The organism is Streptomyces sp. R21 (genome assembly GCF_041051975.1).
GTDB lineage: Bacteria > Actinomycetota > Actinomycetes > Streptomycetales > Streptomycetaceae > Streptomyces.
Genome location: NZ_CP163435.1, coordinates 5,202,288 through 5,222,432, shown reverse-complemented (window position 1 = coordinate 5,222,432; position 20,145 = coordinate 5,202,288). Strand labels below are relative to the sequence as shown.

The window sequence follows — 20,145 nt, the reverse complement described above, 5'->3', positions numbered from 1 at the left end:
CGCCTCGCCCGCACCGTCGAATTCCAGCCACCCAGTTACAGGGAGTGCACCGGCGCGTTCGTTCCGTATTCGATCGTTACGAGTGCGTCAGCACACATGGATTGGCCGGTTTCCGGTCCAGTCCAAAGGGGCATCCACACCGTGGCGTGGGGCAAAGGAGGTCTCGGGGGTGGCGTTGGTGGTGGCACAGGAGGTGCCCGCGTCGTCGAGCATGGCCGTACCCCATGGCCCTGCGGGCGTGGGGAAAGCAAGACACCGGATGCGGGATCAGCTGCGCTCCGGTGGAGTGTCGGAAGCGGTCATCGACGATGCCGTACTGATCCTTTCCGAACTGCTGAGCAACGCGTGCCGACACGGCAGGCCGCTCGGCGACGCCCTGGCCGGTGACGGTGACGTCCGCGCCGCGTGGCGCATGGATCCGTCCGGAAAACTCACCCTCGAAGTGACGGACGGCGGTGGTCCGACCCGCCCGGTTCCGGCCACGCCCTCGGTCACCGCACACGGTGGCCGCGGGCTGAACATCATCACGGCACTGGCCAAGGACTGGGGCGTAAGGGACGACGCCCACGGCGAGGTCACGGTGTGGGTGGTCGTGCAGGACAACGTGAACGCGGCGCACCGCGCCGACGACTTCGCTACGCGCGTCATGTCGCCGTCGCCCTCCTCGTCATCGTCGAATTCACCGTCCCAGGCCTCATCCTCACCGTCCCCGGCCTCGTCCGGGTCGTCGGTCTCGGCCGTACGACGGCAGTCGCTGCGGCCGAGCACGGCGATACCCGGCCTGGACTGAGCGGGCCCTGCCCGAAGGGGGCGACCGTGGCGACGAGGAAGAGGACGGCGAAGGGGACGACCCGGTGCGTTGTCCACAGGGTCCCGTCGGCCGTCGTACGAACGGCTAGGCTCGCGCTCGTACGAGACGAGCCCTGATCGGGAGACACCCACGATGGCCAAGAAGCGACCCCAGACGAAGGCCCAGCGGCCTCAGCTGAAGGACGGGGAGATCCCGGTCGTAGGCGCTCGCGAGCCCTGCCCCTGCGGCAGCGGCCGCCGTTACAAGGCCTGTCACGGCCGCGCCGCCGCACACGCGGTGACCGAATTGGTGCAGCGCCCCTTCGAGGGGCTGCCCGGCGAGGGCGACTGGATCGCGCTGCGCGAGCTGGTGCCCGCCGCGACCGTCGAGCTGAACCTCAAGGAGAGCCTCCCCGAGGGAGTCCCCTCGGTCACGCTCGCCACCGTCCTGCCGATGGCGTGGCCCGCGCTGCGCCGCGACGACGGCTCGGTGCTGATCGGCCTGCAGAACGACACGCCCTCCGGCGACATCAGCCGCGATCTGGCGGACACCCTCCAGCGCGCGCTCACCGCGAAGCCGGGTACGCCGGTCGAGGGCCGGCGCGCACCGGCCGACGGTCCGCGACTGCAGGATCTGCTCGACCCCGAAGGCGTGTTCGAGCCAGTTGTGCACTCGGGCTTCGAATTCTGGGTCCCGGACTCGGAGAACGCGACGACCGAGGTGACCGCCTCCCTGGAGCGGGCCAACGCCGCGGCCATCCCGACCGTCAAGCTGACCGGTGTCGACGCCGCGTACTGGTGCGAGACGCCCGACAAGAACCATCTGCGCTGGGTCATGCCGCACCCCGAGGAGCAGCTTCTGGACGCTCTCGCTCGGCTGCACGCAGCCGGTGGATCAAGCCTCGGCGAGGGCACCCGACTGGTCGGTTCCTTCCGTGCGCACGGGCTCACGGTGCCGGTCTGGGACCTGCCGACAGGGGTCTCGGCGGAGGACATCGAGAAGCCGGCGGCCGAGTTCGCCGAGCGCCTCGCGACCGCTCTGGCCACGGACGCGCCGCTGACCGCGGACGAGCGCCGGGCGCGCGGCGGCCTCACCAACCGACAGGTGACTCTCAGCTGACGCACAGCCGAGCGAACTGACCGACCGGTCAGCTCGTCAGGACCTCACAAACGGGTGACTCCTGTCACAACTCCCCGTTGTGACAGGTAAATCCGTGTCCGAATAGCCGAGATCGAATTTGCGAACCGCCGATCTCTTGTTACCGTTCGAGTAGCCCGGTTGCTGGTGCATCCCCCGTCGCCAGCAACCGGGTCTTCGCATGTCCGGCCCGCGCCTGCCGCCCGTCCGGCGTCAACCAGCGCTCCGATCAGCCTAGTTGTGCGAGTCGCTCGCGTTGCCCGCGTCGCTCGTACTGCTCCCGGAGCGCAGCAGCAGTGGTCCGCTCCCAGCGCTCTTCGCGAACTCCGCGACCGCCGTGTACGCCCCCGCGTCCCCCGTGGTGCGCTCCCTGGGCGTTTCGCACGCCCCCGGCTCGTCCTCCGCGCCCACGGCGCAGCGCATCTGCAGGGTGCGCCCGTCGGGCTTCATCAGGCTCAGTACGGAACTCAGCTCCTCGCCCGACGCGTTGCGGTAGTAGGTGCGCGCCCAGGTGTCCTGCCCCTGCGTCAGGACACAGGTCTGCGCTTCGAGGCCGTCGGGGGAGGAGAGTTCGGGCCCGCAGTTGGCCGCGGTGGCGAGACCGAGGCCGAGCAGCGGGGAGGACCGCCTCGACTCGGACGCCCGCTCTTCGCCGTCGGCGCGGCTCGCGCCACCGGAACGCGCGCCACCGGAACGCGCGCCATCGGTACGCGCGTCATCGCTACGGCCCGCGTCATCGCTACGCCGCCCGGAAGCGCCGGCACCGCTCTTGCCGTCGGCCCGCGAATCATTGGCACGTGAGTCGCCGACGCGCCCGCCGGCGAACAGATCGCCGGCGCGCAGGCGTACGGCTCCGGGGACCCCGTCGCTCACGGGCCCCGCGGACGCCACGGCCAGGGGCAGTGCGACCGTGGCCGCCACGACGCCCGCGAGCGCGAGCAGACGTAGGTTCATGAAAGGGAAGATAGCCACGCAGGGCGGGCGCCCGGTTCACCGCGCGCCCGACATCCCTACAACTCGGGCGCGCTCACACCCGTACGAGTGAGGGCTTCGACCACGGTGTCCACCACGGCCTCCACATCGGGCACCCAGGGCGCGGCCGAGCCGGGCAGCGGAGCCCGCTCCCAGCGGATCTGGCCCTGGCCCGTCTCGGAGGGCGGCAGCGCGATGTAGCCGCCCTCTCCGTGGAAGCGCAGGGAGCCGGGGACGAAGTCCTGAGCGTAGAGCAGCTCGCCCAGTTGCTCCATCGAGTACGGCGCCACGAGCAGGGCCCAGCGCGTGGGGGTCGCGACGACGGGGCCCAGCCGCATGCCCTGGTGGTCGAGCGCGACGAGCGCGCGGGCCGCCGCGAGGGCGGGCAGGCTCACCGCGCAGGGAGCCTTGCCTCCGGTGGCCAGCACGATCGGTGCCGTCGGCCGGTTCGTCCACCACCAGCGCACCATGCGCTCGTCGGTGGTCGCGGCGAGGAGGCCGGGGTCGAAGGGGTGAGCGCCGGGCACCGTGCATTCCGGGTCGGGGCAGCCGCAGCGGCCGCGCCCCTGCGGATCGGGTGCCACTCCCGGCAGTACGGGCCACTGCCATTCGGCCGCGAAGGTCAGGGCCGCGCTGAGCATCTCAGGCCTCCCGTTGTTTCGCCTGGACAGGAGCCTGCGTCGCCTTCCGAGGATCTCGCGCATGAGCGCTCGTTCCTTTCCGTTGCACGCCTGGCAACACTGTGGACCACATCACACCATGTGTCGATCACTTCACTGTGCGTACCTACTGGCGCATCACACCCCTGCTGGAGACAAGGGGAACCCCTATGGGCCGAGCGTTTGGCTGCGTCCGGATCCATACCGCGTCTGGCAAAAGCATGGGCATGGCGTGGGGTGGCGGAGTCTGGCGTTTCGCGTCCCGCGTATTTCTCTCCGCCTCCGCCACGGGAGGATGGGGCACGGTCGTCGGTGGTTAAGACGCCCGGGTCCGTCGCCAGGTTCCCGGGTGGATCTCAACCACCCCTGGCCTTCACCGAGTACGTACCCACCACGACCGCTGTGACGCTCCGTCGAGCAAGGCCAGTCGACCGCAATAAGCCGTTACCCGAGTCAGTTTTAAGCCAACTTTGCTTTTCCGCAACCGGCCCGTGGACACCAGGAATCCCAGCAGGACAATGCTGGACATCCCCTCACGAGTGCGTGTACATGTGGAGCCACCGCTAGCGGCGCAGAACGACATGGGGGTTTGCGATGCTATTGAGCAATACGCACCGGTCGGAAGGCCGGACGCCATGAACGCCCCTCACCTCCCGAAAGTGGCCGGAATCGATTCAACGGTTCCCGCGCCCGCACACACTGTCGCGCCGACGTCATCCGTCACTGGTATCCCTTCGGCCACCTCCTCCATCGGCCCAGGCGCCGTTCTCCAAGATCGTCTGGCGGGCTGGGTCTCCGACCTGACCACGCTCCACGAACTCACCGAACGCCTCGCGCGCACGGCAGCACTGGACGACGCACTCCAGGAACTGCTGCGTGCCGGAGCCGCCCTGGTGGGCGCCCGGCGCGGTCTCATCGTCCTGGAGCCGGCCGACGGGCTCGGTCCGGACACCACCATCGGCCTGGGCCTGGGCCGGGCCGACCTCGGTCACATCGAGACCGTGCCGCGCAGCTCCATGTCGTACGGAAAGCTCCTGGACACACCGGCCGGGCTGCCCGGCGGCGACGCCGAGATCGCCCAGCCCGACCTGTTCGCCGAGGACGGGCTCGACCCCCGCCACCGCGAGGTGGCCGCCCGGCTCGGTTACGCCGCGAGCTACGCGCTCCCGCTGTCCACACAGGCGGCGGGCCGCCTCGGTGCGGCCGTATGGCTCTACGACGAGCCCGCCGAACCGGTCGAGCGTCAGCGCCACCTCATCGGCCTCTACGCCCGCTACGCGACCGAGCATCTGGCGCGGCTGGTGGAACTGGAGCGCACGCGCGCGTGCATGGCGACCATCACCGAGGAGCTGCTGCCCCCGCGGCTGCCCCGGGTCTCCGGCGTCCAGCTCGCCGCCCGGCACCGCACGGGTCCGCGCGGCGGCGGCGACTGGTACGACGCGCTGCCGCTGCCCGACGCCGCGCTCGGCCTCGCGGTCGGCTCGGTCACCGGGGCGGGCCCCAGCGCGATCGCCGCGATGGGACGACTCAGAGCCTCCCTGCGGGCGTACGCCGTGATGGAGGGCGAGGACCCCGTCGCTGTCCTGTCCGACCTGGAGCTGCTGCTCCGGCTGACCGAGCCCGCCCGGTCCGCGACCGCGCTCTTCGCCTACTGCGAGCCCGCCCTGCGCAAGATCACCCTGGCCGGTGCCGGACACAGCCCGCCGCTGGTGATCGGCGAGCGGCGCACGGAGTTCGTGGAGACCTCGGTGTCGGCGCCGCTGGGCATGCTGGCCTGCTGGGAGGCGCCCAGCGTCGAGCTGCTCGCGGAGCCCGGCGAAACGGTGCTGCTCTACACGGACGGCCTGCTGCACCGCACCGGCGACCCCATGGACCGCGCCTTCAGCCGGCTGCACGCGGCGGCGGCGAGCGTCCCCAGGGCGCTGCGCGACGACCCGGACGCGATCGCCGACCACGTGCTGCGCACCGTGCTGCCGGACGGTCTCGACGAGGCGGGCGGCGAGGAGGACGTCGTCCTGCTGGCGGCGCGCTTCGAGTGAGGACAGACGAATTCGTGTAACAGGTCCTCCGGCCCTGGGCCCCCTTCCGTACGACCGTACGATGGATGGGGTCCAGTGCCGTACCAAGGAGGATGACCGTGGCGGACGAGCTCAATCCGGAGACCCCGGAAGCTGTCCTTGACGAAACCGCTGACGAAGCGGGCGAAGAAGAGCCGCTCAAGCAGCGCAAGAACGGCCTGTACCCGGGCGTGTCCGACGAGCTGGCCGAGAACATGAAGTCCGGCTGGGCCGACACGGAGCTGCACGGTCTGGAGCCGATCGCGCAGGCCGAGCACACCGCGCGCCGCCGCGCCGCGCTCTCCGCGCGCTTCCCGGGCGAGCGCCTGGTCGTCCCCGCGGGCAACCTGAAGACCCGCTCGAACGACACGGAGTACTCCTTCCGGGCGTCGGTCGAGTACGCGTACCTCACGGGCAACCAGACCGAGGACGGCGTCCTCGTCCTCGAACCCACGGACGACGGTCACGACGCGACGATCTACCTGCTGCCGCGTTCCGACCGCGAGAACGGCGAGTTCTGGCTCTCCGGGCAGGGCGAGCTGTGGGTCGGCCGCCGCCACTCACTCGGCGAGGCCGAACAGCTGTACGGCATCCCCGCCTCGGACGTGCGGGAGCTGGCGGGGAAGCTGAAGGAGGCCACCGGTCCGGTCCGTGCCGTGCGCGGCTACGACGCCGGCATCGAGGCCGCGCTCACCGACAAGGTGACCGCCGAGCGCGACGAGGAGCTGCGGGTCTTCCTCTCCGAGGCACGGCTGATCAAGGACGACTTCGAGATCGGCGAGCTGCAGAAGGCCGTCGACTCGACGGTGCGCGGCTTCGAGGACGTCGTGAAGGTCCTCGACAAGGCGGAGGCCACCTCCGAGCGCTACATCGAGGGCACCTTCTTCCTGCGCGCGCGGGTCGAGGGCAACGACATCGGCTACGGCTCGATCTGCGCCGCCGGGCCGCACGCCTGCACCCTGCACTGGGTGCGCAACGACGGCCCGGTGCGCTCCGGGGACCTGCTCCTGCTGGACGCGGGCGTGGAGACGCACACGTACTACACGGCCGACGTCACCCGCACGCTGCCGATCAACGGCCGCTTCTCCGAGATCCAGAAGAAGATCTACGACGCCGTGTACGAGGCCCAGGAGGCCGGTATCGCCGCCGTGAAGCCGGGCGCCGCCTACCGCGACTTCCATGACGCCTCGCAGCGCGTGCTCGCCGAGAAGCTCGTCGAGTGGGGGCTGGTGGAGGGCACGGTCGAGCGTGTCCTGGAGCTCGGTCTGCAGCGCCGCTGGACGCTGCACGGCACCGGGCACATGCTCGGCATGGACGTCCACGACTGCGCGGCCGCACGCACGGAGCACTACGTCAACGGCACGCTGGAGCCGGGCGTGGTCCTCACGGTCGAGCCGGGCCTGTACTTCCAGGCGGACGACCTGACGGTGCCCGAGGAGTACCGCGGCATCGGCGTCCGCATCGAGGACGACATCCTGGTCACAGCGGACGGCAACCGGAACCTGTCGGACGGGCTGCCCCGCCGCTGGGACGAGGTCGAAGCATGGATGGCCGCCCTGAAGGGCTGACATAGTGCCCTTCGAGGGCTGATACGAGACTGATGGCCGGGTGTCCTCACGGGTACCCGGCCATTGGTGTGCCCGGGGGCCGCGGTGGCTTCCCGGGTTTTTGGGGTGCCTGTAGAGGTGCCTTTCGGGTGCGGTGCCTAGGGGGGCGGCTTTTTCGTGGACGGCTTCTGGTCCGGTGTCGGGGTGGATCTGCATCTGGAGCCGGATGCGGCGGCGGGACGCAGGGCGGGGCTGGAGCGGGCACTGCGGGACGCGGTGCGCGACGGGCGGCTCGCTCCGGGCACGCGACTGCCCGCGACCCGGCGGCTCGCGGCCGAGCTGGGCATCTCCCGGGGCACGGCGAAGGCGGCGTACGACCAACTGGTCGCCGAGGGGTATCTGACAGCGCGCCAGGGTTCGGGCACCGAGGTCGCGCTGCTGCCCGCCGCCTCGCCGACGGCGCCGGGCGGGGGTGCACGCGCGCGTGCACCCCGTTTCGACCTGCGGCCCGGCAGCCCGGACGTCGGCGCGTTCCCGGCGGCCGCCTGGCTGCGCGCGCTGCGCCGCGCGATCGCGACGGCGCCCTCCCTGGCGTACGACTACGGAGACCCGCGCGGCCGGATCGAACTGCGGACCGCGCTCTCGGGCTACCTGGGGCGGGCGCGCGGGGTCATCGCACCGCCCGAGCACATCGTGATCACTTCGGGGTACGTGCAGGGGCTCGCGCTCCTCACGCGTGTGCTGGACGGCGGAGTGATCGCCATGGAGGACCCCGGGCTGCCGTTCCACCGGGAGGTGGTGCGGCACAACGGGGGCACCGTGGCGCCGGTACCGGTCGACGAACGGGGCGCCCGCGCCGACGGGTTGGGCGAGGAGGCCGCGGTAGTCGTCACGCCCGCCCACCAGTACCCGACCGGAGTCACACTGCACCCCGAGCGGCGGCGGGCGCTCACCGACTGGGCACGCGCGCGCGGGGGGCTGATCGTCGAGGACGACTACGACGGGGAGTTCCGCTACGACCGCCAGCCCGTCGGCGCCCTCCAGGGCATGGCGCCGGGGCACGTCGTGTACCTGGGCACCGCCTCCAAGACGCTCGGGCCCGCACTGCGGCTCGGCTGGATGGTGCTGCCGCCACACCTCGTCGACGCGGTCGCCGACGCGAAGCTGCACAGCGACCACCACACCGAGTCCATCGGCCAGTTGGCGCTGGCCGAGCTGATCAACAGCCACGCCTACGACCGCCACGTCCGTGCCTGTCGCCTGCGCTACCGCCGGCGCCGCGACCAGCTCCTGGGCCGCCTGGGCACGCGCCGCCGCGTCCAGGGCATCGCGGCGGGCCTGCACGCCCTGGTCGACGTACCCGACGAGGCCGAGGCCCTGGCCCTGGCCGAGGAGGAAGGCCTCGCGGTCGGCCGCCTCGGCGACCACTGGCACGCACCGGGCGGCTCGCTCGACCGTCCACAGGGTCTGGTCGTCGGGTACGGGACGCCCCGGGAGCGGGTCTATCCGGAGGCACTGGAGGCGTTGGGACGGGTGTTGGACGGGGGCCTCCACAGGGATCGCGGGGAGTAATTGGGCCATAAAATGGCACGCCAATTGGTGCTGTTGAGGGGTCCATCCCGGCCCTAGTGTCGTAGGCATGACGAATCGCGTCGCACGAGTCGCAGGCACCGCCGAGACGGGTCGCCTTGTTCCGCCCGCCGGGCCGCAGCGGGTCCTGGCGGGGGCGCAACTGGCCAACTCCGTGGGGGACGGGGCCTATTACGTGACCTCCGCGCTGTACTTCACCCACGTGGTCGGGCTGGCCCCCGCGCGCGTGGGGCTCGGCCTGACCGTCGCCTGGGCCGTGGGCTCCGTGGTGGGCGTGCCGCTGGGGCGGCTGGCCGACCGGCGCGGGCCGCGCGGCACGGCGGTGCTGCTGGCGCTGGCGACCGGGGCTGCGGTGGCGTCCTTCCTGGTCGTCCGCGGATTCGTCCCCTTCGTGCTCGCGGCGTGCGCGTACGCGTCGGCGCAGTCCGGGCTCGCCGCGGCGCGGCAGGCGTTGCTCGCCGGGCTGATCCCCGCCGGGCAGCGGACCGGGCTGCTCGCGCACCTCCAGTCGACGCTCAACGCCGGTCTGGCGGTGGGCGCGGGCCTCGGCGGACTCGCGCTGCACGCGGGGACGCGGGCCGCCTACCTCGGGGTGTTCGCGCTGGACGCGGTGAGTTTCCTGGTCTGCGCGGCGGTGCTGCTGCGGCTGCCGTCCGTGACCCCCGCCCCGGCCAGCCGGGAAGCCGTCGCCCGGGAGCGCGGCGTGCTGCGCGACCGCCCGTACGTCGCCGTCACATTCCTCAACACCGTGCTGCTGCTGCGGATGCCGCTGCTGAGCCTCGGCATCCCGCTGTGGATCACCGAACGGACGGCCGCGCCGGCCTGGCTGGTCTCGGCCCTGTTCGTGCTCAACACCGGTGCGGTGATGGTCTTCCAGGTGCGGATGGCCCGCGGGATCACGGGCCTCGCGACCGCCACCCGCGCGATCCGCCGCTCAGGGCTCGTCATGCTGGCGTCGTGCGCGGTGTTCGCCCTGTCGTCCGGTGTCTCGCCGTGGACGGCGGCCGGGATCCTGGTGGCGGGCGCGGTGCTCCAGGTCGTCGCCGAGATGCTCCAGTCGGCGGGTTCCTGGCAGCTGGGCTTCGACCTCGCGCCGGCCGACCGCATGGGCGAGTACCAGGGCTTCTTCGGCACCGGAGTCACCGTGGCCCGCACGATGGGCCCGCTGGTCCTGACGGCCCTGCTGGTCAGCTGGGGCACGGCCGGGTGGCTGCTGCTGGGCGGGCTCATGCTGGCGGCGTCGTACGCGATGGGACCGGCGACGCGGTGGGCCGCCGGCCGCCGGGTCTGCGACAGCGCGAGCGCCGTCGTCACGCAGCCCGCGCCGGTGTGCTGACCACCACCGGCAGAGCGTCCACGAACAGGGCCCCCGCGAGCAGCGCTCCGCTGCCGCGGGGGCTCCACGCGCGCGTGTGCAGGTCTTCGTCGAAGGCGGTGAGGGCCGCGCGGCCCGACTCCGTGGCGCTGCCGCCCTCCTCCAGGACGGTGCGGGCGCCCGCCTGGACGTGGCGCAGGCCGAGAGGCCCCGCTGTGTACAGCAACTCCGTGTCCTGGAGGGTGGACATGACGGTGAGGAGGGCGTCGAGCCCGGCCTCCGGTTCGGCCGCGCCCGCAGCGCGCGCCGTGGTGAGCGCGGCCAGCGCTCGGCGCACGTGCGGGAAACCGGCGCGCGCTTCTCCTCGCGCGCCCGCCGCGCCGTACTGCGCCGACACGGACGACCCCCGAGAGGGCCGCCGTGGCGCGCGCCGGTCGGGATGCGCCGCGATGCGCTTGGCGGTCGCGGTCACGTCGGTCCCGGCGGCGCGGGGGTCCAGGGCCGCCGCCGCGACGAGGAACCCGAGCGCCCACAGGGCCCCGCGGTGGCCGCCGCCCGCCAGGGCCACCGAGTGCTCGGTGGAGCGGCCGATCGCGCCCAGTTCCGTACGGAGCTGGGGTGTGGGCGCGCCGATACGGCGGGCGGCGGCCGCCATGGCCGCGAGGCCGGGCGCCAGCGCCTTGGCCGACCAGCGCAGGGAACAGTGGTCCCGGCGGGTGGCCCGGGCGCCGAGATCGCGCGGGTCGGGCAGTCCGGGCTTGGGGGCCAGCTCCAACTGCCGTGTCAGCGCGGCCACGGCGGCCTGCGCCAGCGTCTCGTCCTCGCGGCTGCTCATGGGCGCACCCTACGAAGAGGCCGAGGCGGAGGGAGAGGCGCTGTCGCTCGGCGCACCGCTCGGCGGCGTACCCGTGGGGGCGTCGCTCGGCGCACCGCTCGGGGGCGTGCCGCCACCGCCGCTGCCGGCGCCGTCGTTCGAGGCGTCCGGGTCGATGCCCAGCGTGATGAAGCCCTTGTAGCCCTTGGACGGGTCCTTCTTGTGGACCGCTTTCAGGGTGAGCAGGCCGCTGGACGCGCCGCCTCCGTCGTAGACCATGTCGTCGGCGAGCTTGGTGTAGCTGCCGGAGTGCTTGGAGTACGGCTCCAGCGCGAAGATCTCCTCGGCGATGTCGTCGTCGAAGAAGAACTGCCCGGTGTAGTTGACCGTGCCGCCCTCGTAGGTGCCGTCCGCCTTCTCGCCGCCGGTGTGCACCTTGACGTGGATGTGGCAGGTGCGGGGCGTGTACCAGCCGGGGAAGATCGTCTCGAACTTGACTACCCCGTTGGCGTTGGCGACCTGGTAACCGCGCAGATAGGTCTTGTCGTCGGCGGTGGAGCCGTCCTCGGACTCGGCGGGTGCCGAACCGCCGGGGTTGGCGGTGGTGTAGCCGGAGTAGTAGCCCCAGGCGTCGCAGTGCCAGATCTCGACGGCCGCGCCCGCGACCGGGTCGCAGGAGTCGGTGGTGTCCTGCACGGTGATGCGCAGCGTCAGCGGGACCCCGCTCTTGCCCTCGGTGATGTCCTTGCGCACCAGGGCGCCGTCCAGGTAGTACGGCCCCTCGGTGACGCTGGACATCAGCACGCACTGGCTGCTGCTGGTGGAGGCCGCGGCCTCCGCCTCGGCGGCCGTGGTCTCATCGGCGAAGGCGGCCTGGTACCCGGCGACCGCGAGTCCGCCGGCCGCGACCGTGCCTCCGGTCACCGCGATCGCGCGGCGCCGGGTGATGGACGTGTCTTTGTGGTTTCCCGTCATGATCGGGAAGTTAGGAGCGGCACCCGTCAGGGGCATGGGGCGGGGCTGTCAGAGACCTGAGAATTCTGAGAAAGCTGAAGTCGGCGGAAAAACGGCCCCGGCCGGCCCGTCCGCCCTAGAAGTCCAACCCGCGCGACAGCAGCGGCAGATGGCGTTCGTACAGCCCCGCCAGGTCCTCCGTGCCGCCGCCCTCCGCCCAGTGCCGTACCAGCGTCGTGAACACGGCGATGATCGCGGCGGCCGCGCACTTGACCTCCAGGTCGGCGGCGTCGCGCCCGGTGCGCTCCGCGATGATCGCGGCGATCGCGTCCTCGCTGCGCTGCTGCTCGGCGACCGAGCGGGCCCGGATCGCGGGGTCGGAGAACATGATCCGGGTCCGCAGCAGCAGTTCCTCGCGGTCCTGCTCCAGCATCTGGCCCAGCGGGCCCTTCAGCGCGTTCAGGAGCGCGTCCACCATCGGCTCGTCGGCCGGGCGGGCCCGGATCGCGTCGGCGAGCGCGGGGTCGTACTCGTCCTGGACGACCACGTCCTCCTTGGTGGGGAAGTAGCGGAAGAACGTGCTCGGCGAGATCTCCGCCGCGTCCGCGATCTGGTCGACCGTCGTCGCCTCGTACCCGTTCTCGGCGAAGAGGCGGTAGGCCTCACGGCGGATGCGCTCCAGGGTCTTCTGCTTCTTGCGTTCCCTCAGACCGAGGGGCGCGGCGGAGGTCTCGTGCATCGTCATGCCACCGATTCTGCTTGCTGCGGCGCGGCATCGGCCACCGTGCGGGGGACGTCCGGCGCAGCGACAGCGGTGGCGGCGGCGGACCGGCCCGGCAGGAAGAGCGCCGCCAGCACGGCCGCGAACAGGGACATCGCCCCGCAGGCCATGAGGACCAGGTTCATGCCGTGGACGAAGGCCTCGTGCGCGGAGGCGGTGAGACCGGCGTCGTGCAGCTGCCGGGCGACCGCGTCCGCGCCGGACACCGAGTCGCGGGCCGCGTCCGCCGCCCCGGCCGGGAGGCCGTCGGTGCGGATCCGGTCCAGGTAGCCGTATCCGAGCAGGCTGCCGAGGCCCGCCACGCCGAGGACGCTGCCGAGCTGCTGGACGGTCTCCAGCAGGCTCGTCCCCGATCCGGCGTGGTCGGCCGTCAGCGACCCCATCACCAGGCTGGTCGCGGGAACGACGGCGAGCCCGAAGCCGAGGCCGGTGAGGGCGAGCCAGAGCGCGGTGAACCCGTAGCCGTCCGAGCCGTCCGTACGCGCCCCGAGCGCGGTCCCCGCGGCGAGCACGAGCATGCCGAACGGGATGACGGTCCGGGCGCCGAGCCGGGGGACGAGGGCCTCGCTCGCCGTCGCGGCCGCCATGAGGCCGCCGATCAGGGGCAGTACGCGGATTCCGGTGGCGAAGGAGTCGTTGCCGAGCACGGCCTGCAGGTACTGCGGGACGACGAACAGGATGCCCATCACAGCGAAGTTGACGAAGACCGCGATCAGTGTGCCCCACAGGAAGCGGCGGTCCGTGAACAGCTTCAGGTCGACGAGCGGGTGCGCCAGGCGGCGCTCGCGGACGACGAACGCCGTGAGGAGGGCGGCCGCGGCGGTCAGCGTGCCAAGGACGGCGGGGTCGGTCCAGCCGTCCTGCGGGATGAGGATCGTGCCGTACACCAGTGCGGTGATACCGAGGGCGCTCAGTACGGCGCCGAGGGCGTCGAAGGGGACGGTGCGCTCGTGCTTGCCGTCGCTCGGCAGCAGCCACAGCCCGGCGAGCATGGCGAGGGCCGCGACCGGCACGTTGAACAGGAAGATCGAGCTCCAGTGGAAGTGGTCGAGAAGCCAGCCTCCGACGAGCGGGCCCACGGGCATGCCGAGGGCGGTGGCGGCGGTCCAGACGGCGATGGCCCGGGGCAGTTCGTCCTTGGCGAAGACGCGCGGCAGGATCGCCATGGACAGCGGCATGATCGCGGCGGCGCCGAGGCCGAGGACGGCCCGCGCCACGATGACCGTGGCGGGCGATCCGGCGAACGCCCCGCCGAGCGAGGCGAGCGCGAAGAGGCCGATGCCGCCGAGCAGCAGCCGTTTGTGGCCGTAGCGGTCGCCCAGCAGGCCGACCGGGAGCATCGCCACGGACAGGGTCAGCAGATAGCCGCCGCCGATCCACTGCAGCTGCGCGCTGTCGGCGTGCAGCTCACCGGCGAGCGTGGGCAGGGCGACGTTGATGATCGTGCCGTCGAGCCCGACGATCAGCACGCTCAGCGTGAGGGCGGCGAGGGCGAGCCAGCGGCGCGGCGACCGGGCGAGGGCGGGAAGGGACATGTGGACCTCCTGAAGGGAGCAACCTGATGCGAGGTTACCCCCAACTGAGAGTCCACTGTCAATATTTAGTTGGCTTCCATTTGGAAGTCGACTGTCAGAATAGGAGCCGAGACGGTCCCTCTGTCACGACAGGTCCATCACCGCGCCCTCCCGCGCTACGCCGTCAGCAAAGAAGGGTCCTTCTTCCACTTGAGGATCTTGTCGAAGCTCACCACCGCACCGCCACGGCCCGGCTTGTTGCCGATGTGCACGTGGTCGGCGAGCTCCTGGATCAGGCACAGGCCCCTGCCGTGTTCGGCGTCGCTGCGGGCCTGGCGGATCGCGGCGCGGGCACGGCCCGCGGGGAAACCGGGGCCGGAGTCGGCGACTTCGATACGGCACTTCTCGCCATCGAGATAGGCGGTGACCCGGTACGCCTCCGAGTACTGGCCGTGCGCGGCGTCCCCGCCGTGCTCGACGGCGTTGGCACAGGCCTCACTGAGCGCGACGGAGAGGTCGTACGAGACGTCCGGGTCGACGCCCGCGGTCTCCATCGTGCCGAGCAGAAGGCGCCTGGCGAGCGGAACGCTCGCAGCCTCGCGCCGCAAATGGAGTGACCACCAGATGCTCATGCTCCAGCCTCCCGGCCGCGGCTCGACATACCGTTACGTATTGCCGCCCGCACCCCTGCGCAATCGCCCCGTCACCGTGATACCGCCCATACGGCGGATGCGCGCGCGACAGGAGCCGGTGTATGTGCTGGCGGCTCCCCCCGCAGAGCGCACAGCCGTTCCCCTCAGATCGTCACCTTCCGGCACGTACGGCACCTTGCGGACCTGCCGTAGGGAGCGGGTAAGCGCAGTGCGATGATGAGCCCGCCATGACTGCCCCCCACCAGCGCAGGGCGCGCTCCGGAAGCGATCTCCGGATTCTGCGGGCCGCGGTGTTCGCCGCGGTCTGCGTCGTGCTGGCCGCGGCAGGTCATGGTCTCGCCTCCTGCGCCACGGTCCCGGCATGGACACTGGCTACGGGATTCCTCACGGTCTTCGCCCTGGCGGCACCGCTCGCCGGGCGCGAGCGCTCGCTGCCGGGCATCGCAGCCCTCCTCGCCATCGGCCAGACCGTGCTGCACACGCTCTTCGGACTGGGGCAGCACACCGCCTCGGCGGCCTCCGGCTCACTCTCCACGGCGGACGCCTCGCTGATCGCGCGAGCCGCACGGATCGTCTGCGGCACGTCCACAGCGGCCATCACGCCCGCCCAGGCCCAGAAAATCCTCGCCGACGCGCGGCTCGACACGGGCCTGACCGACTCGATGCGGTCGATGACGTCCATGCGGTCCACGGGGTCCATGCAGTCGATGCACTCCGGCGACGCCGTGGCGTCCGCCGTCGGCTCCTCGATGTCCGTGCTGCCGTCCCTGCCCATGCTGCTCGGCCACGTCCTCGCGGCCGTCGCCGCCGGATGGGTGCTGCGCCGCGGAGACCTGGCGCTGCTGCTTCTGATGCGGCTGTCCGCACACGGGGTGGCGGAGGGGGCGCTCGTACGATCCCTGCGCGGGGCGCTCGCGCTGGTACGTGCCCTGCGTGCAGGTCTTCCCGGCACGCCCGGTCCCGCGCCGCGCACACCACGCACCGCGCTCCTCGCCTCACCGAAGCCCCGGACCAGGGCACTTCAGCACACCGTGGTCCGGCGCGGACCACCTTCCTCCGGCACGTTCCTCCTCGCTGCCTGACACGGCGCACCACTCCACTCCGCTCGTCCGCGGGAGGGGCCGGCTGCCGCCGTGCGGCACGCGCGCGTGGCCGCCTTCACCGGTGCCCTTCCGGTGCCCTTCGGCGCGCCCGCGCAGCCCCTTTTCCTGGACTCTCGCTCGAAGTGGAGTGTTTCCTGCCATGAAGGCAACCCGTATCGCCGCCGCCGGTGCCGTCGCCGCCTCGGCCGTCCTCGCCCTGTCCGTCCCCGCCTTCGCTCACGTCAGCGTGCAGCCGGAGGGCACGGCCGCCAAGGGCGGTTACGCCACCGTCGACTTCAAGGTCCCCAACGAGCGCGACGACGCCTCGACCAGCAAGCTCGAGGTGAACTTCCCGACCGAGCACCCGCTCGCCTCCGTGATGCCGCAGCCCCTCGACGGCTGGAGCGTGAAGGTCACCAAGGCCAAGCCGGCCAAGCCGCTCACGGTGCACGGCAAGAAGATCGACGAGGTGGTCACCAAGGTCACCTGGACCGCCACCGGCAAGGGCATCGCGCCGGGCTACTTCCAGAAGTTCGCGCTCTCGGTCGGCCAGCTGCCCGAGGACGCGGACGAACTCGTCTTCAAGGCCGTCCAGACGTACGACAACAAGGAGGTCGTGCGCTGGATCGAGCCGCAGAAGGAGGGCGAGGAGGAGCCCGAGAACCCGGCTCCCGTGCTCGCGCTCTCCGCCGCGTCCGAGGGCGACCACCACGGCTCCGCCACCGCCGAGGACGCCTCCGACACCTCCGACGACGCCAAGTCCGCAGCCAAGGACACCACCGAGGCCGCCGCCTCCTCCGACAGCAGTGACACCACCGCCCGCGTCCTGGGCGTCGTGGGCATCGTCGTCGGTGTGGCGGGCGTGGCATTCGGCGTCCTGGCCGGCCGTCGGCGCACCACCGTCTGACGCTCACGCACTCCCGCGGTGCGCACCGGGAGTCGTACGGCCACGTCACAGCGGTCGTACGACCCCGGTGCCCACCGGGGTCCTCACATCTGGGACATTTTTCTATGCGCAAGAAGACGTATGCCGCGGCCGCCCTGCTCGTCGCCGCCGCCCTGACCCTGACCGCGTGCGGCAGCGACAACGGTGACAACTCCGTCGCCACCGTGTCCGCCGAGGCCGGTTCGGGCAAGGCCGCGACCGTACTCGACAAGCCGTTCGAGAAGCCGGACCTCGTCCTGACCGACACGCAGGGCAAGAAGTACGACCTGCGCGCGCAGACCAAGGGCAGGCCGACGCTCATCTACTTCGGTTACACCCACTGCCCCGACGTCTGCCCGCTGACGATGAACAACCTCGCCGTCGCCAAGAAGCAGCTGCCCAAGGCGGAGCAGAACAAGCTCCGGGTCGTGTTCGTGACCACCGACCCGGACCGCGACACCCCCACCGAGCTGGCCAAGTGGCTCAAGGGCATCGACTCCGAATTCATCGGTCTGACCGGCGACTTCGCCACGATCCAGGCAGGCGCCCGCACCATGGGCATCTCCATCGAGCCGACCTCGAAGGACAAGAACGGCAAGCTGGTCTCCGTGCACGGCACCCAGGTCATCGCGTTCTCGCCGAAGACCGACGGGGGCTATGTGCTCTACGGCGAGGACGCCACCGTCGACGACTACACCAAGGACCTCCCCAAGCTCATCAAGGGGGAGAACCCGTGAGGCGTCTCACCGCGGCCTCCGTGGTCGTCACCTCGGCCCTGACGCTCGCGCTGGCGGGCTGCGGCGGTTCGGACGACGACGCGTCCGGCTCCACCACGGACAAGCCCGATCTCAAGGTCACCGGCGCCTACATGCCCGCCCCCAGCATGGCCACCATGGCGGCCGGTTTCTTCACGGTCACCAACTCCGGTGGCGCCGACACGCTCACCTCCGTCACCAGCGACCTCTCCGGCGACGTCACACTGCACTCCACCAAGGGCGGCGCGATGGAGGAGGAGAAGTCCTTCACCGTGCCCGCCGACGGCACGCTCGACTTCGCCAGCGGCGGCAACCACATCATGTTCGAAATGCTCACCCACAAGCCGAAGCAGGGCGAGAAGGTGTCGGTGGAACTGCACTTCGCCAAGTCCGGCACGATCGAGGTCTCCCTGCCGGTGAAGTCCGCGACGTACAACCCGAAGACCGGACACTGAGGGAGGGATCTCCGTGACACCGACCATCGCTCCCCGTTCGGCCTCACCCGCCGGTTCCCACGGCACCGAGCGCGACACCCGGCACAGCACCGCGCGCAGCACCCCACGGATACGCACACTGGTGCTGCTCGTCCTCGCCGTCATCGGCGTGCTCATGGCGGGCGCCACGCCGGCCTCCGCGCACGCGGCGCTGACCGGCAGCGACCCCCGGCAGGGAGCGGTGGTCGACAAGGCGCCCGCACAGGTCTCGCTCACCTTCTCCGAGAAGGTCGCGCTGTCCGACGGCTCGCTCCAGGTGCTCGACCCCAAAGGCAAGCGCGTCGACACCGGCAAGACGACCTCCATCGGCGCCACCACGTACGGCGTGAAGCTCCACGCGGGCCTGCCCGACGGCACGTTCACCGTCACCTACCAGGTCGTCTCGGCGGACAGCCACCCCGTCTCGGGCGCCTTCACCTTCTCCATCGGCGCGCCCTCGCAGACCTCCGTCTCGCTGTCCGACCAGACGGCGGGCGGCGGAGTCGTCGGCGGCCTCTACGGCTTCGCGCGCTACGTCTCGTACGCGGGCTTCATCCTCATGGTCGGCGGCGCCGCCTTCGTGCTGGCCTGCTGGCAGCGGGGCGCCGGAGTCCGTCCGGTGCAGCGGCTCGTGGTCTCCGGATGGCTCGCGCTGACCGCGGCCACGCTCGCCCTGCTGCTCCTGCGCGGTTCCTACGTCGGCTCCGGCAAGGTCGGCGACATCTTCGACCTGACGCTGCTGGGGCAGGTGCTCCAGACCAAGGCGGGCGCGGCGCTGGTCTCCCGGCTGCTGCTGCTCGCCGCGGCCGCGCTGTTCATCGCAGTGCTCTTCGGGGCGTACGTGCGGCGCGACGAGGCCGATGAGGACGGCGCGGACAACGCGGACGACGCGGTCCGGGCCGCCGAGAAGAACGACCTCACCTTCGGGCTCGCGATCGGCGGCGCCGTCGTCGCGGCGGGCCTGGCCGCGACCTGGGCGATGGCCGAGCACGCCTCGACCGGCATCCAGTCGAGCGTCGCGATGCCCGTCGACGTCGTGCACCTGCTGTCCGTCGCCGGCTGGCTGGGCGGGCTCGCGACCCTGCTCGTCGCGCTGTACCGGGCGCCCGCCGACACACAGATCGACACAGCGGCCGTACGGCGTTTCTCGCGCCTCGCGTTCGCTTGCGTCAGCACGCTGGCCGCGACCGGGATCTACCAGTCGTGGCGCCAGGTCGGCTCCTGGTCGGCGCTCACCGACACGACGTACGGACAGCTGCTGCTCCTCAAGATCGGCCTGGTGACGGTCCTCGTCGGCATCGCGTGGATCTCGCGGCGCTGGACGGCGCAGCTGTCGGGCGTTTCGACGGGCCGGGAAGCCCAGGGAGCGGAGGGGGCCGGGGAGGCCCGGGAAGCCAAGGCGTCTCAGGAGCCCGAGGAGGCCAAGAAGGAGGCCAAGGGGGTGCGGGCTTCGGGTGCCGTGGCGACCGCCGTCGCCGAGCGCGGGAAGAGCGCGGCCGGCGGTCCTGCCGGCTCGAAGGACGCCGGGGACTCCGGAAAGTCCGGGAACGCCGAGCGCGCGGCCCAGCTCGCCCGGCAGCGGGCCGCCGTGGCCACCGCGCGCGAGAAGCGCTTCCGGGCCGCCGACCCACTCCGCTCGGGCCTGCGCCGGTCGGTGCTGGCCGAGGCGGGCGTCGCCGTCGTCCTGCTCGCTGTCACCACCGTACTGACGTCCACCGAGCCCGGCCGGACGGAGGAGGAGGCCAAGCAGGCCACCGCGTCCGCCTCGCAGCGCTCCGGACCGCTGTCCATGACCCTGCCCTTCAACACGGGCGGCGAGGACGGCAAGGGCACCGTGCGCCTGACCCTCGACCCGGCCCGCGTCGGCGGCAACGACATGCACGTCTTCGTGTTCCGGCCCAACGGCAGGGCCTTCGACATCCCCGAGGTGAAGGTCGCCTTCACCCTCGACGCCAAGGACATCGGCCCGCTGCCCGTGGTCCCCGACCGCATCGCCACCGGGCACTGGACCGCCGCCGGCGTACAGATCCCCCTGGCGGGCGACTGGAAGATCGCGGTGACCGTGCGCACCTCCGACATCGACCAGACGACCGTCACCAAGAACGCGAAGATCGGCTGAACCTGACC

General features: G+C 71.7%; 18 protein-coding genes. 11 read left to right on the top strand and 7 right to left on the bottom strand.

Annotated features, from left to right (window positions below; all coding sequences use genetic code 11):
- Positions 1–82 precede the first annotated feature (82 nt).
- Positions 83–790, top strand: coding sequence for an ATP-binding protein (locus AB5J56_RS23220; RefSeq protein ID WP_369234692.1), 708 nt, complete (start codon positions 83–85; stop codon positions 788–790).
- A 153-nt stretch (positions 791–943) separates the two neighbouring features.
- On the top strand, positions 944–1,909 hold the full coding sequence (locus tag AB5J56_RS23215; RefSeq protein ID WP_369234691.1) for a DUF5926 family protein: 966 nt from the start codon (positions 944–946) through the stop codon (positions 1,907–1,909).
- A 252-nt stretch (positions 1,910–2,161) separates the two neighbouring features.
- On the opposite strand, the gene AB5J56_RS23210 is transcribed toward AB5J56_RS23215, so the two are convergent.
- Entirely contained in the window at positions 2,162–2,881 is a 720-nt protein-coding gene (locus tag AB5J56_RS23210) for a hypothetical protein (RefSeq protein WP_369234690.1), read from the bottom strand.
- A 56-nt stretch (positions 2,882–2,937) separates the two neighbouring features.
- On the bottom strand, positions 2,938–3,603 hold the full coding sequence (locus AB5J56_RS23205) for a bifunctional DNA primase/polymerase (RefSeq protein WP_369234689.1): 666 nt from the start codon (positions 3,601–3,603) through the stop codon (positions 2,938–2,940).
- Positions 3,604–4,076: 473 nt separating this feature from the next.
- On the opposite strand from AB5J56_RS23205, the gene AB5J56_RS23200 reads away from it, so the two are divergent.
- The 4 genes from AB5J56_RS23200 to AB5J56_RS23185 all read left to right on the top strand — a co-directional run bounded on the left by AB5J56_RS23200 (position 4,077) and on the right by AB5J56_RS23185 (position 10,088).
- A complete protein-coding gene (locus AB5J56_RS23200) occupies positions 4,077–5,597 on the top strand; it encodes a PP2C family protein-serine/threonine phosphatase (RefSeq protein WP_369234688.1) in 1,521 nt (506 codons plus the stop codon).
- A gap of 98 nt (positions 5,598–5,695) precedes the next feature.
- The gene (locus AB5J56_RS23195; RefSeq protein WP_369234687.1) at positions 5,696–7,183 is read left to right on the top strand and encodes an aminopeptidase P family protein; all 1,488 of its coding nucleotides are present in this window, start codon (positions 5,696–5,698) and stop codon (positions 7,181–7,183) included.
- A 156-nt stretch (positions 7,184–7,339) separates the two neighbouring features.
- Positions 7,340–8,734, top strand: a complete 1,395-nt coding sequence (locus tag AB5J56_RS23190; RefSeq protein WP_369234686.1) for a PLP-dependent aminotransferase family protein — start codon at positions 7,340–7,342, stop codon at positions 8,732–8,734.
- A 67-nt stretch (positions 8,735–8,801) separates the two neighbouring features.
- Positions 8,802–10,088, top strand: coding sequence for an MFS transporter (locus AB5J56_RS23185; protein WP_369234685.1), 1,287 nt, complete (start codon positions 8,802–8,804; stop codon positions 10,086–10,088).
- On the opposite strand, the gene AB5J56_RS23180 is transcribed toward AB5J56_RS23185, so the two are convergent.
- The 5 genes from AB5J56_RS23180 to AB5J56_RS23160 form a co-directional block, all read right to left on the bottom strand.
- Positions 10,063–10,902, bottom strand: a complete 840-nt coding sequence (locus AB5J56_RS23180) for a triphosphoribosyl-dephospho-CoA synthase (RefSeq protein ID WP_369234684.1) — start codon at positions 10,900–10,902, stop codon at positions 10,063–10,065. The two genes, AB5J56_RS23185 and AB5J56_RS23180, sit on opposite strands and share 26 nt — an antisense overlap.
- Positions 10,903–10,911: 9 nt before the next feature.
- Positions 10,912–11,856: an intradiol ring-cleavage dioxygenase gene (locus AB5J56_RS23175; protein WP_369234683.1), complete on the bottom strand. Its 945-nt coding sequence runs from the start codon at positions 11,854–11,856 to the stop codon at positions 10,912–10,914.
- Between the two features lie 115 nt (positions 11,857–11,971).
- Positions 11,972–12,580, bottom strand: a complete 609-nt coding sequence (locus AB5J56_RS23170) for a TetR family transcriptional regulator (RefSeq protein WP_369234682.1) — start codon at positions 12,578–12,580, stop codon at positions 11,972–11,974.
- Positions 12,577–14,151, bottom strand: a complete 1,575-nt coding sequence (locus AB5J56_RS23165) for an MFS transporter (protein WP_369234681.1) — start codon at positions 14,149–14,151, stop codon at positions 12,577–12,579. The genes AB5J56_RS23170 and AB5J56_RS23165 overlap by 4 nt, the downstream gene beginning before the upstream one ends.
- A gap of 155 nt (positions 14,152–14,306) precedes the next feature.
- On the bottom strand, positions 14,307–14,762 hold the full coding sequence (locus AB5J56_RS23160) for an ATP-binding protein (RefSeq protein WP_369234680.1): 456 nt from the start codon (positions 14,760–14,762) through the stop codon (positions 14,307–14,309).
- A 248-nt stretch (positions 14,763–15,010) separates the two neighbouring features.
- On the opposite strand from AB5J56_RS23160, the gene AB5J56_RS23155 reads away from it, so the two are divergent.
- From AB5J56_RS23155 to AB5J56_RS23135, 5 genes are all read left to right on the top strand, one after another.
- Positions 15,011–15,865 carry a hypothetical protein gene (locus AB5J56_RS23155; RefSeq protein ID WP_369234679.1) on the top strand — a complete coding sequence of 285 codons (855 nt, stop codon included), beginning with the start codon at positions 15,011–15,013 and terminating at the stop codon, positions 15,863–15,865.
- 160 nt (positions 15,866–16,025) lie between these two features.
- Positions 16,026–16,772, top strand: a complete 747-nt coding sequence (locus AB5J56_RS23150) for a YcnI family protein (protein ID WP_369234678.1) — start codon at positions 16,026–16,028, stop codon at positions 16,770–16,772.
- Between the two features lie 104 nt (positions 16,773–16,876).
- A complete protein-coding gene (locus AB5J56_RS23145; RefSeq protein WP_369234677.1) occupies positions 16,877–17,527 on the top strand; it encodes an SCO family protein in 651 nt (216 codons plus the stop codon).
- Complete coding sequence (locus AB5J56_RS23140; RefSeq protein WP_369234676.1) at positions 17,524–18,000, top strand: copper chaperone PCu(A)C; 477 nt, start codon at positions 17,524–17,526, stop codon at positions 17,998–18,000. Before AB5J56_RS23145 ends, AB5J56_RS23140 begins: the two co-directional genes overlap by 4 nt.
- A 154-nt stretch (positions 18,001–18,154) precedes the next feature.
- Positions 18,155–20,137, top strand: coding sequence for a copper resistance CopC/CopD family protein (locus tag AB5J56_RS23135; protein ID WP_369242714.1), 1,983 nt, complete (start codon positions 18,155–18,157; stop codon positions 20,135–20,137).
- The last annotated feature ends 8 nt before the right edge of the window (positions 20,138–20,145 follow it).

Bases quoted from the DNA above. Each gene is read 5' to 3' on its own strand.
- AB5J56_RS23150 (WP_369234678.1), top strand. From the start codon at position 16,026: ATGAAGGCAACCCGTATCGCCGCCGCCGGTGCCGTCGCCGCCTCGGCC.
- AB5J56_RS23185 (WP_369234685.1), top strand. From the start codon at position 8,802: ATGACGAATCGCGTCGCACGAGTCGCAGGCACCGCCGAGACGGGTCGC.
- AB5J56_RS23175 (WP_369234683.1), bottom strand. From the start codon at position 11,856: ATGACGGGAAACCACAAAGACACGTCCATCACCCGGCGCCGCGCGATC.
- AB5J56_RS23180 (WP_369234684.1), bottom strand. From the start codon at position 10,902: ATGAGCAGCCGCGAGGACGAGACGCTGGCGCAGGCCGCCGTGGCCGCG.
- AB5J56_RS23155 (WP_369234679.1), top strand. From the start codon at position 15,011: ATGACTGCCCCCCACCAGCGCAGGGCGCGCTCCGGAAGCGATCTCCGG.
- AB5J56_RS23165 (WP_369234681.1), bottom strand. From the start codon at position 14,151: ATGTCCCTTCCCGCCCTCGCCCGGTCGCCGCGCCGCTGGCTCGCCCTC.
- AB5J56_RS23205 (WP_369234689.1), bottom strand. From the start codon at position 3,603: ATGCGCGAGATCCTCGGAAGGCGACGCAGGCTCCTGTCCAGGCGAAAC.
- AB5J56_RS23210 (WP_369234690.1), bottom strand. From the start codon at position 2,881: ATGAACCTACGTCTGCTCGCGCTCGCGGGCGTCGTGGCGGCCACGGTC.
- AB5J56_RS23145 (WP_369234677.1), top strand. From the start codon at position 16,877: ATGCGCAAGAAGACGTATGCCGCGGCCGCCCTGCTCGTCGCCGCCGCC.
- AB5J56_RS23215 (WP_369234691.1), top strand. From the start codon at position 944: ATGGCCAAGAAGCGACCCCAGACGAAGGCCCAGCGGCCTCAGCTGAAG.
- AB5J56_RS23200 (WP_369234688.1), top strand. From the start codon at position 4,077: ATGCTGGACATCCCCTCACGAGTGCGTGTACATGTGGAGCCACCGCTA.
- AB5J56_RS23170 (WP_369234682.1), bottom strand. From the start codon at position 12,580: ATGACGATGCACGAGACCTCCGCCGCGCCCCTCGGTCTGAGGGAACGC.
- AB5J56_RS23135 (WP_369242714.1), top strand. From the start codon at position 18,155: ATGGCGGGCGCCACGCCGGCCTCCGCGCACGCGGCGCTGACCGGCAGC.
- AB5J56_RS23160 (WP_369234680.1), bottom strand. From the start codon at position 14,762: ATGAGCATCTGGTGGTCACTCCATTTGCGGCGCGAGGCTGCGAGCGTT.